At 62.0% G+C, this 15,512-nt stretch carries 12 protein-coding genes, 2 tRNA genes and 1 pseudogene; 10 read left to right on the top strand and 5 right to left on the bottom strand.

Annotation, left to right across the window (positions count from 1 at the left end; translation table 11 throughout):
- The first annotated feature begins 261 nt into the window (after positions 1 to 261).
- A complete protein-coding gene (locus VIW95_RS06695; RefSeq protein WP_331584663.1) occupies positions 262 to 1,107 on the top strand; it encodes a rolling circle replication-associated protein in 846 nt (281 codons plus the stop codon).
- 1,002 nt (positions 1,108 to 2,109) lie between these two features.
- A complete protein-coding gene (locus tag VIW95_RS06690) occupies positions 2,110 to 2,850 on the top strand; it encodes a thermonuclease family protein (protein ID WP_331584662.1) in 741 nt (246 codons plus the stop codon).
- 203 nt (positions 2,851 to 3,053) lie between these two features.
- Here the strand turns inward: VIW95_RS06690 and VIW95_RS06685 are convergent, their stop codons facing one another.
- Positions 3,054 to 3,650 carry a hypothetical protein gene (locus tag VIW95_RS06685; RefSeq protein WP_331584660.1) on the bottom strand — a complete coding sequence of 199 codons (597 nt, stop codon included), beginning with the start codon at positions 3,648 to 3,650 and terminating at the stop codon, positions 3,054 to 3,056.
- Between VIW95_RS06685 and VIW95_RS17575 the strand changes: the two are divergent.
- A pseudogene (locus VIW95_RS17575) lies at positions 3,594 to 3,959 on the top strand (tyrosine-type recombinase/integrase); the annotation flags it as partial. The gene VIW95_RS06685 and the pseudogene VIW95_RS17575 sit on opposite strands and share 57 nt — an antisense overlap.
- Positions 3,960 to 4,159: 200 nt before the next feature.
- Here VIW95_RS17575 and VIW95_RS06675 read toward each other — a convergent pair.
- From VIW95_RS06675 to VIW95_RS06660, 4 genes are all read right to left on the bottom strand, one after another.
- Positions 4,160 to 4,236, bottom strand: a tRNA-Met gene (locus tag VIW95_RS06675).
- Positions 4,237 to 4,297: 61 nt separating this feature from the next.
- Positions 4,298 to 5,017 (bottom strand): metallophosphoesterase family protein, encoded by a 720-nt coding sequence (locus VIW95_RS06670; protein ID WP_331584658.1) that lies wholly within the window; start codon positions 5,015 to 5,017, stop codon positions 4,298 to 4,300.
- Between the two features lie 13 nt (positions 5,018 to 5,030).
- Positions 5,031 to 6,074 carry a methylmalonyl Co-A mutase-associated GTPase MeaB gene (gene meaB / locus VIW95_RS06665; RefSeq protein WP_331584657.1) on the bottom strand — a complete coding sequence of 348 codons (1,044 nt, stop codon included), beginning with the start codon at positions 6,072 to 6,074 and terminating at the stop codon, positions 5,031 to 5,033.
- Positions 6,075 to 6,155: 81 nt separating this feature from the next.
- The gene (locus VIW95_RS06660; RefSeq protein WP_331584656.1) at positions 6,156 to 7,106 is read right to left on the bottom strand and encodes a GNAT family N-acetyltransferase; all 951 of its coding nucleotides are present in this window, start codon (positions 7,104 to 7,106) and stop codon (positions 6,156 to 6,158) included.
- A gap of 201 nt (positions 7,107 to 7,307) precedes the next feature.
- Between VIW95_RS06660 and VIW95_RS06655 the strand changes: the two genes are divergently transcribed.
- From VIW95_RS06655 to hflX, 7 genes are all read left to right on the top strand, one after another.
- Positions 7,308 to 7,736, top strand: a complete 429-nt coding sequence (locus tag VIW95_RS06655) for a hypothetical protein (protein WP_331584655.1) — start codon at positions 7,308 to 7,310, stop codon at positions 7,734 to 7,736.
- Positions 7,737 to 7,746: 10 nt separating this feature from the next.
- Positions 7,747 to 8,634: a 4-(cytidine 5'-diphospho)-2-C-methyl-D-erythritol kinase gene (locus VIW95_RS06650; protein WP_331584654.1), complete on the top strand. Its 888-nt coding sequence runs from the start codon at positions 7,747 to 7,749 to the stop codon at positions 8,632 to 8,634.
- Positions 8,635 to 8,923: 289 nt separating this feature from the next.
- Positions 8,924 to 8,999, top strand: a tRNA-Gln gene (locus VIW95_RS06645).
- A 64-nt stretch (positions 9,000 to 9,063) separates the two neighbouring features.
- Positions 9,064 to 10,023, top strand: a complete 960-nt coding sequence (locus VIW95_RS06640; protein WP_331584653.1) for a ribose-phosphate pyrophosphokinase — start codon at positions 9,064 to 9,066, stop codon at positions 10,021 to 10,023.
- 27 nt (positions 10,024 to 10,050) lie between these two features.
- Positions 10,051 to 10,797, top strand: a complete 747-nt coding sequence (locus VIW95_RS06635; RefSeq protein WP_331584652.1) for a 50S ribosomal protein L25 — start codon at positions 10,051 to 10,053, stop codon at positions 10,795 to 10,797.
- A gap of 121 nt (positions 10,798 to 10,918) precedes the next feature.
- Complete coding sequence (dnaE, locus tag VIW95_RS06630) at positions 10,919 to 14,392, top strand: DNA polymerase III subunit alpha (protein WP_331584651.1); 3,474 nt, start codon at positions 10,919 to 10,921, stop codon at positions 14,390 to 14,392.
- Positions 14,393 to 14,528: 136 nt separating this feature from the next.
- On the top strand, positions 14,529 to 15,512 hold a 984-nt coding region (hflX, locus tag VIW95_RS06625; protein ID WP_331584650.1), incomplete at its 3' end, for a GTPase HflX.

Raw genomic sequence — 15,512 nt, 5'->3', positions numbered from 1 at the left:
TCTTCCAGCCGGTCCTTCAGCACCTCCACGGCGCGCAAATGGCGCCGGCGATATTGCCCGAAGAGCTGATTGAATATCTGAATTGGTGGCGACGGTAGGAGTCGAACCTACCACCTCAAAAAAACCGAGCATATTCAGGGGCCGCACCCTGCAAAAGCACCCAAAAATGGGCCTTCAGAGTTGGCACTTTGTTGGCACTCCGCTGATTCGACCGAGAGAGCATTTCTCGCGCTCGTGGCGCACATCGAGGTCGACTGAACCATGGCCTTCCAAGCGCGCGACTACGCGCCTGCGCCGCCCGCGGCGCTGCCAACGCTACCCTGCGTTGTTGGTTTTGTCACTAGCCAATCGACCGGCGAGCGGCGTGCAATCGGCTGCGGCTCCTGGGCGTGCCCAGACTGCGGCCCAAAGAAAGTCTGGAAGTGGCGCAATCGGATCAGCTACACGTGGCGCTACTTCATCACGCTGACGATCGCGAACGATGGCTGTGACGACGGCGCGCCGACAATCGCGAATGTGATGCGCATCAACCAAGCGTGGGGAAAATTCCGCCGCTGGCTGCGCGCGCACTGTGACTTGCGAGAGTACGCGTGGGTGAATGAGCTAGGCGAGCGCACGGAGCGGCTCCACAAGCACGTCGTGATCGACTCGGGTTATCTCGACTACACAGCTGGCTCGCGGTTCCGCAAAGCGATCGAGCGCGCCGGCCTCGGCCCGTGGGTGCGAGTCGAGCGTGTTCGCTCTCAGGCTGGCTCCGCTCACTATCTGACTAAGTACTTGAGCAAGGGTCTCGGCAATCGACGGTGGCCGCGCTACGCGCGCCGCGCGCAAACCACGCGGCCCGCGCCGAAGCCTGCCGACAAGTGGTTGTTCGAGCCTGCCGTTCTGCGTTATCCGGCGCTCGCGACGGACGTGAACGGTGAGCGTGAAAGCGTCGAATATTGGGACCGCATCAATCGCGCGCTGCGCGAGAACCGCGAGCCGGATTGGTGGTGGAGACCGCGACCGAAGGCGGAGCCTATGTTATCGCAAGAGACTGGTTCGATTGAGCGCGTTGCGGAGCAGTTGGATTTCGCGCTCGATGCCGCTGCTGTCGATTCCGGCTGAACGCGCGAACGCGCCGTCGATGCGGCGCGCGCTCTCTGCTCTCGCGACTCCGCCCGCGCGTCCATGCACGGCGTAAAGCCATTCCAAATACTCGGCGCGCCGCTGCTCAATTTCGCTTTTCGACATGAGACGCCCGCTTGGATGCCGCTGCGCACTCGACGCGCGCGCTCGACCGGCTGCACGGCGCTGCTCGCGCGCACGCTCGGTGAGCGTGTAGCGGTGTCCAGCACCAGCACTATGATGCGAGCCACACCAGCGCCTAACGTGCGGCTGTGTGTCGGCTGTTGTGAGCGCACTCGACGGCGGCTCGAAAGTCCTTGGTTTCACTTTCTTATTCGCGACAACCGACCGTTGCGGCTCCTTCCGCTGGTGATTCGCTGGAACATCATTTAACCGCACCCTCTCTCACCAAAAAAATGAGAGGGTGCGACTGTTTCGGATGGCGCGTGTCGGCCTGCGATGCGTGACAACCGCTCGGTTGGCGCGCTTCGCTAGCCGACGCGCGGCGACCACTCCTTTGCCTCTATACTTGACTCTCAGAGAAAAACTCGACAGATTCTACCGAAGCGGTATAAGGACAAGCGAAAGATGACAATGCACGAAGCCTTGGCGTTCATTCGAGACCTTCACGGCTGGATCGCTGCGCACTCAAACCGGCGCGGCAATGCTCGCTGGCCTACGCGGGACGAGCTGGCTCAAAACTTGCGCCACAATCGCGCGCTCTTTTCAGAGCGGTCGGTTGACTCTACGTTCCGGTATCAAATGCGCGAAGCGGCCCGCAAAGGATGGCTGGTACAGCGGCCGTGCGCTCCTGCTTGCCACGTGCGGCACGTTCGGCTGACGGCGGCCGGACTGGAGGGGCTGGCGCTGATGGATGAGCACGGTTGCTCCGGTACTCGATGCAAGCAAGGCGACCGGCACACGCTGCCCTCAATGCGATTCGTGACGGTCGCTGCGTGAGCGGCGAGCAGCAGACGGAACATTCCTCAGAGGATAACTCTTATGCACAGTCCAAAGGTTTCGATTGCCTTTCTTCTGACCGCAGCACTGTCCCTGCTGGTCGCGGCGTCGGTTAGCGCTCAGTCACTCTCCGGTGATGTCGTCGCGATAGCCGACGGAGATACCGTCTCTGTTCGGACTGGCGCGGTTCCACCTGGGCTCGTTGTTACAGCCGGGCAGACAATTTCTGTGCGCCTTGAAGGGATCGACGCCCCTGAACACGGTCAATCTTTTGGCGATGCGTCGCGCCAACACCTAAGCGAACTCATTCTTGGAAAACGGGTAAACCTAGACTGCCAAGGACCGGACAGGTATGAACGCTGGGCCTGCAAGGTTCTTCTTCCGAACGGAGAAGATGTCTGTCTCGATCAGATCGAGGCTGGAATGGCATGGCACTACAAGCAGTATCAAAAGCTGCAGAGCGCAACCGACAAGGCCAGCTACGGAGCAGCAGAGGATCAAGCTCGTCATACAAAAAAAGGGCTCTGGGGTGAACCCAATCCGGTTCAGCCGCAAGACTTCAGACATGGAACGCGAAGCCCATTCTGTGCTGACAACAACGATCACAGAATTGCGTGCAGTGATACGTATGTAGGACCGGTGAGAGGAAATCGAAGATCTAAAATCTATCACTGGCCGGGCTGCCCCAACTACGACGACATCGCTGAACAGAATCGAGTCGAGTTCGCCAACGCTATCGAAGCCGAAAAGGCGGGATACCGCGGGGCATACAATTGCCCGTGAGAACGCCAGCACCCACTCCAACAAGGTCGAGTTCGGAGCCAGCCGCTGACCCGACCCTCGCTCAAATCAACGCCGCGCGCGAAATGGGTGAAGAGCCCCTAATCGCTACCGGAGCGGATAAGCGTCGGATATACGCCGACTTGGAGGAGCTGCGGCGGCTGCGCGCCAAGACTGCGGGCGGCACTGTATTCAAGCGCGAGCGCTCACCCTTTTGGCAAATCAAATACCAAGTCGATGGAAAGTGGCGCTACGAAACGACGGCTACCGAGAACCGCCCCGAGGCGGAGCGCATTCGCGCCTTCAAAGTTTACCAAGCGAGCGCCGGGCTTCTGCCCGGCACAGCGACTTTCGAACAAATCATCGAGCGCGCGCTGGACGCCGCCGAGGTAAGCGGATTCAAGAGCGTGGCGCGGATGGCGCGCGCGGGAAAAGCGCTGCTTGCCAAGTTCGAAGGTTCTCGCGCCGAGCAAATCGACAACGGCGCGTGGCGCAAGTTTGCGGATGAGCGCTTGCAGCAGGTGGCGCGCGACACTGTCAACTATGAGCTTTCCATCGCCAAGCGAGCCTACCGTCTGGCCCGCTCCGATGGACTGGTGCGCTCGATTCCCGAATTTCCGCCGATAAGGAATCTGCGGGTGCGCCGCGGCTCCGTCGATGTCAACGAATGGGGAGCGCTGCGGCACCGCTTGGAATCTGACTTTCGCGACGTGGCCGATTTCGCGGTTCTCACCGCCGCGCGCTTGATGGAGACGCTCAACATCGGCTGGGCCGATGTCGAGTTCGACGCGCGCGTGATTCATCTGCGGGTGACGAAAACCGGTAAGCCGCGCGCGATTCCGTTCGGTCCATATCCGGCGCTGGCCGAGCTGGTCGAGCGCCGCCTTTCAGTTCGCCGAGCTTTGCAGCGTGCCGACATCATCAGCCCATGGTTTTTCTGTTTCTCGAAAGCGGCGCCGCGCCGTCCTGCGGGATCGCCACTCTTCGAGCAAGCGAACAGAAAAAGCGGCGAGCGCGGACTCAACAAGGCGCTTCGCAAACAGTGGCGCGCCGCTGCTGTAGCTATCGGTCATCCCGGGTTGTTGTTTCACGACTTGCGCCGGACCGCCGTGGGCATTTTCGAGCACTCGATTCCAGATAGCAGCGCGCGGGCGCTGGCGGGTCATACCGAGAAAATGCGGGAGCGCTACGCGATCGGCGCGGAGCGCGATTTCGAGTTCGCGCTTCCGGCGCTCGACGCGTACCAGCGCGAGGCTGGTTGGCACTTTGGTGGCACTGCCGAAAAAAGTCCATGCAAATCGGGGAAATTGGTTGGTGGCGACGGTAGGAGTCGAACCTACGACACTGCGGATATGAGCCGCATGCTCTAACCAACTGAGCTACGTCGCCACCGGGAATCGTCAAATGTAGCGTGAGCGCGTGAAGCGCGAAAGACCGCGCGCGGTTCGATTCAGCGCAGCGGGATGCTGCGGGTTTTGACCGACTTGTGGCCGCGCTGGACCTGGTACAGCACGCCCTCGGTGAACTCGACGCAGGTCAGTTTGCCGCCGTACACCAGGCCGGTGTCGATGCCGAGTTTGTACGGCAAGTCGATCATCACGCCGCGCATCGGGGTGTGGCCGAAGACCACGGTCGCGTCGATTTTGTGCGGATTGAAAATGAACTCCTGCCTAATCCACAGCATGTCCTCGGTCTGCTGCTCCTCGAGCTGGCGCGTCGGCATGATGCCGGCGTGGACGAACAAGTAGGGCGGGCGCAGGTAGCTGGTGGCGAGTCGGGTCATGAAGCCGAGGTGCGCGTCGGGCAGGCGCTCGAAGGCGCTGTCGAGGTCCTCCTCGCGCACGCCGTAGCTGTCGAGCGTCGCGATACCGCCGTTGAAGAGGAACGACTCGCCGTAATTTCCGGGCAGGCCCAGGTAGGACATCATCATGTCCTCGTGGTTGCCCTTCAGAAACACGCATTCGGCGTTGCCCCGTTCGAGATCAAGCGCGAGGTCGATGACGGCGCGCGCCGACGGGCCGCGATCGACATAGTCGCCGACGAAGACCACGGTGTCGCCGGCGACCGGTGCGATCGACTTGAGAATCGCAGCGAGCTCGTCGGGGCATCCGTGGATATCGCCGATCGCGAACAGGCGCCCTTCGGTTTTCGATTTTTTGTTGGCAGTCATAGTGAGGATGACGTCAGTCGGTGTGCGGCTTCGCGCTGCCGTTGTGGAGCAAATCGAGCAACGACTTGCGGTCTTCAATAATACGACGCGCGGCGCTGTAAGGATTCAGCTTACCCGCACGAACTTCGCTGAGCACGCCTGGTGCGCCACCGTCGGCGACGGCACGCGCGGCGCGCTCCTCGAGTTCGGCGGACAGCACTTCGACGAACTCGCGCGTGCGGCGCTCGGATTCCCGCGCCGCATCGACGTGTTCGCGCAGATACTCGCCATGCTTTGCGATTGCGTCGACGACCGCATCGACGCCCTTATCGACCGCGGCCTGCGTCAGCAGCACCGGCGGACGCCATCCGTCGCCCGAGCGCAGATGCACGCTGAGTTCCAGCTCGGCTTTGACCCGGTCGGCGCCTTCGCGGTCCGCCTTGTTGACGACGAACACGTCGGCGATTTCGTTGAGGCCGGCCTTCATCACCTGCACGCCGTCGCCCGCCTCGGGCACGGTGACGACCACGGTGGTGTCGGCGAGATCCATGATCGAGAGCTCGGTCTGTCCAACGCCGACGGTCTCGATGATGATCACGTCGGAGCCGTAGGCGTCGAGCAGCTTGACGATTTCGCGCGCGGCGCGGCTGAGCCCGCCGTGACTGCCGCGCGAGGCGAGGCTGCGGATGTACACGCCGGCGTCCTTGTAATGGTCGGTCATGCGGACGCGATCGCCGAGCACGGCGCCGCCGGAGAACGGGCTCGACGGATCGATCGCGAGAATGGCGATTTTTTTCCCGAGCGCGCGATATTTTGCGATCAGCCGATTGACCAGCGTCGATTTTCCGGCACCCGGCGGCCCGGTGATTCCAACGACCTGCGCGTGACCGGTCTTGGCGTAGATTCGCTCGATGATCGCGCTCGACTCGGGCGCCCGATTCTCGACCATCGTGATCAGCTGGGCCAGCGCGCGCATCTCGCCAGCGTCGAAGCGCTTGAGGAGAGCGTCCAGCCGCGCGTCTTTGGCCTCAACGGGCGCGGCAGACTGGGCAGGACGATGTCGTGATTCAACTGGCATGCGAAGTCGTCCAACCATGATAGCGGCTGGCGATCGAATGGCGCAACAAAAGCCTCCGCACTCGTTCAGTATCCGCTGCGCTCAGTCAATTCGCTTCACGTAGTAGTGCGCGCGATCCACTTCGACGAAGCCGCACGATGGGTACAGCACACGCGCACGCTCATTCACACTCGCCGTACTGACCAACGCGGTCCGCAACCCACGCGCCCGCATCCGGCGCAGACCCTCAATCGTCACAGCCCGGGCGTACCCTCGTCCGGTCGAATCGGGACGACACCCGACCGGCTCGAAGTGTCCCATCGCGTTTGCGGTGTCCGCCCAACCGATGCAGTAGCTGAGGAATCTGCCATCGGAGTCTTCCAGCACCACGTCGAGTTCGGGATCGTACAGCGGCGCAGATCGAAGCCGGCGATAAGATTCGACAGTTATCTTCGACTGCCCCCATACCGACCATGCATCGCGATGAACGTCCACCCGCGCGTCGAGGTCGGCGTCCGTCGCGTGCCGCAGGCACAGACCGGCATCCAGCTCCGGTTGGCCAATAGGCGCCTCGATGAGGCTGCGGGAATAAAGCACATTGAATCCGTCGGCTCGCGAGAATCCACGCCTCTCCAGAAGCGAGATGCGTCTTCCGTCGCTATCGAGCGCAGTCGATGAGAGCGTGTCCCCGACCATCATGGCGTATGCCTTCGGAATCGGTCCTCTACCAAGGCGCGCAAGATCCTGCCATCGCTCTTCGGCGAAGTGGAGGATTTCGTCGAATAGCAAATCATCCTGCGCCAGGCCGGGCCGGTTGTCGAAATCCACGTGCAACGGCGGCTCGAACGAGACGTAGGCGGCGAGCCGACTGCCGTCGAACCAAAGCCGGATGTTCGGGTCTCCGGGTTTCGCTCCGTACAACATCCAGACGACGTCGCCGACCTTCATGTAGCTAGACCGAGGCCAACGCGCAGCGGTTGCCTGCTGCGCAAAATCGATCAGCCGGTCGAGGTCTGCGCTGCTGGCATAGGCACGCGAAGAAAAAGAGCTCATGACAAATCTCCTCGGGCGGTTCGAGGACCGCCTTTCTGGGAGGACTTCATTGCGAGAAGAAGCGGGAGATTGTCTTAGAGAATCATTGTTGTGGTGAGAATCCTTGTCGCAAAAGAAAATAGCATCGCGCGTTCGCAGTGAACAGATCGCGCGTTGCGGCATTGTGTTCCTTGCTCTCGCGCCTTAGTCTCGATTCAAAGAATGAAGCTTCCTGACATATATACCGACTGGAAGATTGTGGTCGGCCTCGGGCTAATCATGCTGGGCGCTGCCAACTGGGTCATCGGTGTGGAACGCACACAGATCTACAGCCGCATGATCGTCGCGCATCAGCATCCGGCGGCCGCGACCGACTATCGGAGTTTCGACGAGCTCGACGCAGGCGCGGGCGGCGCGGTGCTCGAGCCGCTCACGGCCCAGCAGCGGCAGGCGTCGTACGCAACGGCGCGGATGGATTTTTATCACGCCGCATTCCTGGCGGGTCGGGTGATGGTGTTGCTCGGGTTGGTGGTAACTCTGCTCGGTTTCATCAGCGTGATTCAGCAGGATTCGCGCCGCGCGTTTCGCCGCCCCGAGGACGACGCGCATCTGCCGCACGGATTGTCGGGCGCGCCGCGGGCTCCTCGATAGAATCTTCACTATGGTAACGGAACTGTCCGGGCGCGCATGCGCGAAGATCAATTTGTTCCTGCGCGTGACCGGGCGCCGCGGCGACGGCTACCACGAACTCGACTCGATCTTCCTGCCGCTCGCGCTCGCCGACGAAATCCGTCTCGAAGTCCGCGCCGCAGTCGAGCCGTCAGTCATCGTCAACTGCAACCTGCCTGAACTGGCCAGGAACAACCTGGCGGCGAGCGCCGCGCGCGCGTTCATGAGCGAATTCGATCTGGTCGCCGAGGTTTCGATCGAGCTGGAAAAACGCATCCCGGTCGGCGCCGGGCTCGGCGGCGGATCGAGCGACGCCGCCACGGTTTTGTGCATGATGGCGGCGGCGGCGCAGCTCACCGACGAAGATGTGGCAGGAAGGCTGCACCGAGTCGCGCTGTCGCTCGGCGCGGACGTGCCGTTTTTTCTCGATCCGCGGCCGTCGCGGGTTACCGGAATCGGCGAGCGAATCGTCGAAATCGCGGGACTGCCGCGCATCCCGATCGTCATCGCCGTGCCGCCGTTTGAGGTCTCAACCGCCGCAATCTTTCGCGCGCTCGAGCCCGGCGCGTGGAGCGGACCGGCGCCCGCCGGGCATATCGATGCGATCATGCGCGGGAAAATTGCGGACCAGCACGTGGTGAACGATCTGGCTCCGGCCGCGATCGCGCAATTTCCGGAGATTCGCCGCCTTAAAGGATTACTTGAAGATTCAGGCGCGCGCGCCGCGCAGATGTCGGGCAGTGGCGGCGCGGTCTTTGGCCTGTTCGATTCCACCGACAAGGCCGAAAGCGCGGCGATAAAGATCCGCAAGCGTGCGCCCTTTGCGACGGTGATTGCGACCACCACGCTTGACGGCGAATCCGACGACGAAGTCGCCTGATATCCACAGTTTTGCGGTAGTTGTGCACGATCGCGAGTCCGGTGGATTGACAGCGAAAAACCGCATCAATAACATCGCATTTCCTGCACGCTGGCTGCTAAAGTCGAAAGTCCGGGCAGGTTCGCCGCGACAGTGAGATTTGTGCGATGCAGTAGCGCGACGGTTTGGTCCGTAGAGATTGGATTGCTCGATTCGCCGGCTGAGCGCCCGAGTGGTGTTTCGCCGGCTGTCAGTTTTAACGACGTAGATAGGGAGAACGCGGGCGCTGAGCCTTTGAATCCAAATGCGCTGGGCGGTCGCCAAGCTGGTAAGGCACCAGGCTTTGGACCTGGCATTCGAAGGTTCGAATCCTTCCCGCCCAGCCAAGCTCGACGGTGATTTGCGGCGACTGAAGAATCGCATGACGATCGCGACGCGAGGAAATTAAAGATGTCGGACAGGGTCAAGGACCAACTCGAAGTTTTCACCGGGAACTCGAACCACGCGCTTGCGCGCGAGGTCACGGAGCATCTTGGCGTGAAGATGGGTGAAGCCGAGGTTGGCCGCTTTCCTGACGGCGAAGTGATGATCGAAGTCCGCGAGAACGTGCGCGGCGGCGATTGCTTCATCATCCAGTCGATCTGCACGCCGCCCAACGAAAACCTGATGGAGCTGATCCTGCTGACCGACGCACTCCGGCGCGCGTCGGCCGGACGCATCACGGCGGTGATTCCCTACTTCGGCTACTCGCGGCAGGATCGCAAGGTTGCGCCGCGCGTGCCGATCAGCGCCAAGGTCGTCGCCGACTTGATCACGACGGCGGGCGTGAATCGGGTGCTGACGGTTGATCTGCATGCGGGGCAGATCCAGGGCTTCTTCAACATCCCGGTGGACAATCTGTACGCGATGCCGGTGCTGATTACTTACCTGCGCAAACGAATCGATGGGAAGAAAGTCTCGGTCGTGTCGCCCGACGCGGGCGGCGTCGAACGTGCACGCGCCTACGCGCGTCGGCTCAACGCGAACCTCGCGATTATCGACAAGCGGCGCCGGCGCGCGAGCGAAGTCGCCGAGATGCAACTGGTGGGCGAAGTGAAGGACTCGATCGCGCTGCTGGTGGACGACATGATCGACACCGCCGGCACGATTACCGAGGCGGCCAAGGTCGTCGCCAACGCCGGCGCAACCGAAGTGATCGCAGTCGCGACGCATCCGATACTGTCGGATCCGGCCTGCGAGCGCCTGAACAAATCGAACATCACGGAAATTGTTACGACCAACACGATTCCGCTCCGCGCCAAGGCGTCCGCCGAGCTGACGAAACTAAAATCGTTGTCGGTCGCGAGCCTGCTGGCGGAAGCGATGAAGCGAATTCATAATGAGGAGTCGGTTAGCTCGCTCTTTGCCTGAGCGCGCGAGCCATCAAGCGAGGAAACAATGGAGACCGGTGAACTAGCCTGCGAGAAACGTGCGACCCGACCCAAGGGTCAGAACAACGCGCTGCGGCGCAACGGCCGCGTGCCCGCGATATTGTACGGACCGACGACGGCGCCGCTGGCGCTCGCGATCGATCGCCTCGAGCTGAAGGCCAGGATTTCGGCGGCCGCACACACCCGCATCATCAAGCTCAAGTCGAACACCGCCGAGCTCGACGGCAAGCACGTGATCCTCAAGGACGTGCAGCGCACGCCGGTGTCGGGGGAAATCCTGCACGCGGACCTGTACGAAGTGGATCTCAAGCGCGCGATCCGCGTCGAAGTGCCGTTCAAGTTCACCGGCAAAGCCAAGGGCGTCGCCAACGGCGGAATCCTCGCGCCACTCGAGCGCACCGCCACCGTCGAATGCCTGCCGCTGGAAATTCCCGACTTGATCGAGGTTGACGTTACCGAAGTCGATATCCACAGCGTCATTCACGTGTCGGCGGTCAAGTTCCCCGACAAAGTGAAGGCGATCTTCGATACCGACTATCCCGTCGTCACCGTACTGCCGCCGACCGTTGCGGAAGTCGCAGTCGCTGCGGTGGCGGAACCAGTCGAAGGCGCTGTGGTCGAAGGGGCTGTTCCTGCGGAAGGCGCAGCGGCCGTTCCCGCAGAGGGTGCCGCGAAGGAAGGCGGCGACAAAGACAAAGCTGCCAAGAAGCCCGAGGCCGCCAAGAAACCCGAGGCAGCCGAGAAGAAGAAGTAGTTTTTTCCGTGTCTCGCTCGCGCGCGTCGCGAAACGATCCGCGACGCGCGCGGGCATCTAGATGTGAGGTGAAGGGGCCGGCAGCACACGCTGCTCGTCCGGTGCAGGGGGAGGGGCCGCTATGAGTTTCGTCCATCTTCACGTCCACACGCAGTACAGCCTCCTCGACGGCGCCAACAAAATCGGACCGCTGATCGAACACGCCAAGGCGTCGGGGATGGAAGCGATCGCGATGACCGACCACGGCAACATGTTTGGCGCGGTCGAGTTCTATCAGAAGGCCAAGGCAGCCGGAATCAAGCCGATCATCGGATGCGAGGTCTATCTCGCGCCGGGCAAGCGCACCGATCGCACGCAGGTACCGCGCAGCGACGACTTCGACGGTGGCGGCAATTTTCACCTGATCGTGCTCGCGCAGAATCGCGACGGTTATCGAAATCTCTGCAAGCTGCTCACCACCGCCTACCAGGACGGCCTCTACTACAAACCGCGCATCGACAAGGAAATCCTTGCCGAGCTGTCCGACGGACTGATCGTGCTGTCCGGATGTTTGTCGGGTGAGATCGCGCGATGGCTCAGGGCGGATCGGATGGACAAGGCGCGCGAGACGGCCGAGTCGTACGCGAAAATGTTTCCGGGCCGCTACTACCTCGAGCTCCAGGACAACAAACTGCACTCGCCGTACAACGAAGCGCTGCGCGAAATCGGCAAGCAGGTCGGGTTGCCGCTCGTCGCGACCAATGATTGCCATTACCTGCATCGCGACGACGCCAAGGCGCACGAAGTCCTGCTCTGCATCCAGACCGGCAAGACCATGGCCGACGAAACGCGATGGCGTTTCGATACCGACGAGCTTTACGTCAAGACGCCCGACGAGATGGCGAGCGCGTTCGGCGCGGATTCGGAGGAGATGCGCAACAGCGTCGAGATCGCGCGGCGAATCGATTTCGAATTCGAGTTCGGCAAATTCCACTTTCCGATTTTCAAGTCCGGGCCGGGCGTTGATCTCGACGCCGAGATGGAGACCCGCGCGCGCGACGGTTTGACCGCGCGCCTGGCGGAGATCCGCGCGCGACGCGCCGACGTCGACGTCTCGCAGTACCAGGAGCGCATCGATCGCGAGATTCCCGTTATCCGCGACATGGGTTTCTCGGGCTACATGCTGATCGTGGCCGACTTTATCGGCTACGCGCGCGGGCTGGGGATTCCGGTCGGGCCGGGCCGCGGCTCGGTCGTCGGCAGCCTGGTTTCGTACGCGCTGGGAATCACCGAAGTCGATCCCGTCGAACATCGCCTGCTGTTCGAGCGATGGCTGAATCCGGGGCGCAAGTCGATGCCAGATATCGACGTGGATTTTTGCTTCGAGCGGCGCGACGAGGTGCTCGAATACGTGCGCAAGAAGTATGGCGACGATCGCGTCGCGCAGATAATCACGTTCGGCACGATCAAGGGCAAGCAGGCAATCCGCGATGTAGGCCGCGTGCTCGGGCTGTCATTCGCCGAGACCGACAAAATCGTCAAACTCTATCCGGCGCCCAAGCAGGGCCGCGATTTTCCGCTCGCCGATGCGCTCGAGATGGAGCCGCGGCTCAAGGCCGAGCGTAAACTGCATCCCGATCTATTCAACTACGCGTTCAAGCTCGAAGGCCTGCTGCGCCACGCGTCGCGGCACGCCGCGGGCGTCGTCATTTCCGATCAGCCGCTCACCGACCTGGTGCCGCTGTACGTCGACAAGGAACGCGACGAGGCCGCGCTGGCGATAACGCAGTACTCGATGAAGGGTATCGACGATATCGGGCTAATCAAGTTCGATTTCCTCGCGCTGAAGAACCTCACCTTGATCAAAGATACGCTCGCGCTGATCGCGGCCGGCGGCAAAGAGGCGCCCGACCTGAATCGGCTAAGGCTCGACGACGCCGATACCTACAAGATGATCTCGCGCGGCGACACCGTCGGCGTGTTCCAGCTCGAAAGCTCGGGGATGCGCCGATTCATCACCGAGCTCAAGCCGACCTGCTTCGACGACGTGATTGCGGCAGGCTCGCTCTTTCGTCCGGGTCCGCTCGACGCTATCCAGGACGGCAAGACGATGGTGCAGCACTACGTCGATCGCAAGCACGGCAAAGAGCCGGTCGAGTACGATCATCCGCTCCTGGAACCGGTGTTGCGTGATACGTATGGCGTGATCGTGTACCAGGAGCAGGTGATGCGGGCGGCGCAGGCGCTGGCGGGATACTCGCTCGAGCAGGCCGACATCCTGCGCGCCGCGATGGGCAAAAAGAACCATGCGGTGATGGAAAAGGAGCGCGCGCGGTTTATCGACGGCGCGAAGAAGAATGGCGTCAACGCCGCGCTCGCCACTTCGATTTTCGAAAAAATCGAAACGTTCGCGTCGTACGGATTCAACCGCTCGCACGCCGCCGCGTATGCACTGACGACCTACACGACCGGCTACCTGAAGGCGCACTATCCGCACGAGTTCATGGCGGCGCTGATGTCGCTCGACATGGACGACGTCGACAAGACCTACAAGAATATCGCGGCGCTGCGCGACATGAAGATTGCGATCCTGCCGCCCGACGTGAATCAGAGCCGGGTCAAGTTCGCGGTCACCGATGGTGCGATTCGCTTTGGCCTGGCCGCAATTCGGGGCGTCGGCAGCAAGCCGGGCGAGGCAGTCGTCGCCGAGCGCGAGGCCAACGGTCCCTTCGAGAGCATGGCGGATTTCTGCATGCGCGTGGGCGCGCAACTGATCAGCCGGCGCGTGCTCGACGCGCTGATCAAGTGCGGTGCGTTCGACTCGGTGAGCGCGGTGCGCTCCGCGCTGATGGCCGAAGCGGAGAATGCGATCAAACTCGCGCAGAAGGCGCAGAGTGACGCCGAGAAAAATCAAATCGGTTTGTTCGGCGGCGCGGTCAAGGTACCCAAACTCGCTGCGCGCGAGCAGATTCCGGAATGGGACGCTCGCGAGAAACTGAAATTCGAAAAAGAAGCACTCGGCTTCTACATCACGGCCCATCCGCTGGACAAGTACGAGCGCGAACTCGCGCGAATCAGCAAGGTCACGACCGCCGATCTGTCCTCGGCCCCCGACGGCAGCCCGGTGCAGATAGCCGGCGTGATCCACGCCGTGAAGCTGAAGAACAACAAGTCGGGCAAGCGCTACGCGACTTTCTCGCTCGAGGATCGCGAGGGCGCGGTCGAGGCGATCGCCTGGTCCGAGACCTATCAGAAGTTCGAGGCGATAATCATGGGCGACGAGCCGGTGGTCGCGCGTGGCAAGCTCGACGTTGACGATGAGCGCGCGCAGATTATTTTAGAAAGTTTGATTCCCCTCGATTCTGCTCTGCTTGAATCGATCCGCGAGGTGCGGATCACGGCGCCGATGAGACGTCTGGAAAACGGCGGCCTCGACGCGCTGAAGTCCATGCTCGCGCGGTACCGCGGCAAGTCGATGACATACCTGCATCTCGGCCTCGATGACGGCCGCGAAGCGGTGATGTTGCTCGGCGACAGCTATCGCGTCACGCCGACGGAAACCTTCGTCGCCGAACTGGAGCAGATTTTTGCGCCCGGCGCAGTAGAGTTGAGATAGAACCGTGGGGCGAGGCAGTTCTGGGACGAGGCAAAGAAGGAGGGTATCTGATAGGCTTGGATCCTAGATTTTCTGCGATTGAGGTAATCTTCTGGCTAAGTCTTACGACGTCCTCCACGAGAATCACGAGAGCGCTGTGCTGGTTGGAATCGAACTTGGTTCCGAGGCGGGGATTGGCAGCGAAGAATCGCTCGACGAACTCAAGGCTTTGACTGAAAGCGCCGGTGCGGAAGTTGCCGGAGTTATTCGGCAGCGCCTCAAAGCGCCTGACCCGCGCACGTTTATCGGCAAAGGCAAGGCCTGCGAAGTGCGCGAGCTGGCGAATGCGAAAGGTGCGTCGCTGGCAATCTTCGACGACGCGCTGAGTCCTGCGCAGGCGCGCAATCTTGAAAGCGAACTCAAGATTCGCGTGATCGATCGCAGCCAGCTGATTCTCGACATTTTTGCGCAGCGGGCGCATACCCTCGAAGGCAAGCTGCAGGTCGAGATCGCGCAGCTCAGCTATTTGCAGCCGCGGCTGACGCGCCAGTGGTCGCACCTTTCGCGCGTTCGCGGCGGTGGCGCCGGCGGCGGTGGCGTGGGTACGCGCGGACCCGGTGAAACGCAGCTCGAAGTTGACCGGCGGCGGCTGCGCGAACGGCTCACGCGCCTCAAAGCGCGGCTGGGACAGGTCGAGCGCACGCGCACGATTCAGCGCCGACGCCGTCTCGAGGTGCCATTTCCGACCGTCGCGCTGGTGGGTTACACGAACTCCGGCAAATCCACGCTGATGAACTCGTTGACCGACGCCGGCGTCGAGGTTGCCAATCGTCCGTTCTCGACGCTCGATCCCACGATTCGGCGCCTCAAGCTGCCGGGCGGGATGAACGTCATGCTCGTCGACACAGTAGGATTCATTCATCGCCTGCCCCATATGCTGATCGACGCCTTCAAGGCGACGCTCGAGGAAGTGCGCACCGCGACGATGCTGCTGCACGTCGTCGATGCGAGTTCGCCGCTCGCGTCGGAACGCATGACAATCGTCGATGAAGTTCTGCAGGAAATCGGCGCGGGCGCGGCGCCGCGTATCGTCGTGATGAACAAGGCCGACCTGGCGGAGCATGGACCGAATCGAAACGGG

The sequence above is a fragment of the Binatus sp. (SeqCode) genome (genome assembly GCF_036522015.1).
In the GTDB taxonomy this organism is placed as follows: Bacteria; Desulfobacterota; Binatia; order Binatales; family Binataceae; genus Binatus.
Note: the sequence above shows the minus strand (reverse complement) of the source record. Positions and strands in the feature narration are given on the sequence as shown.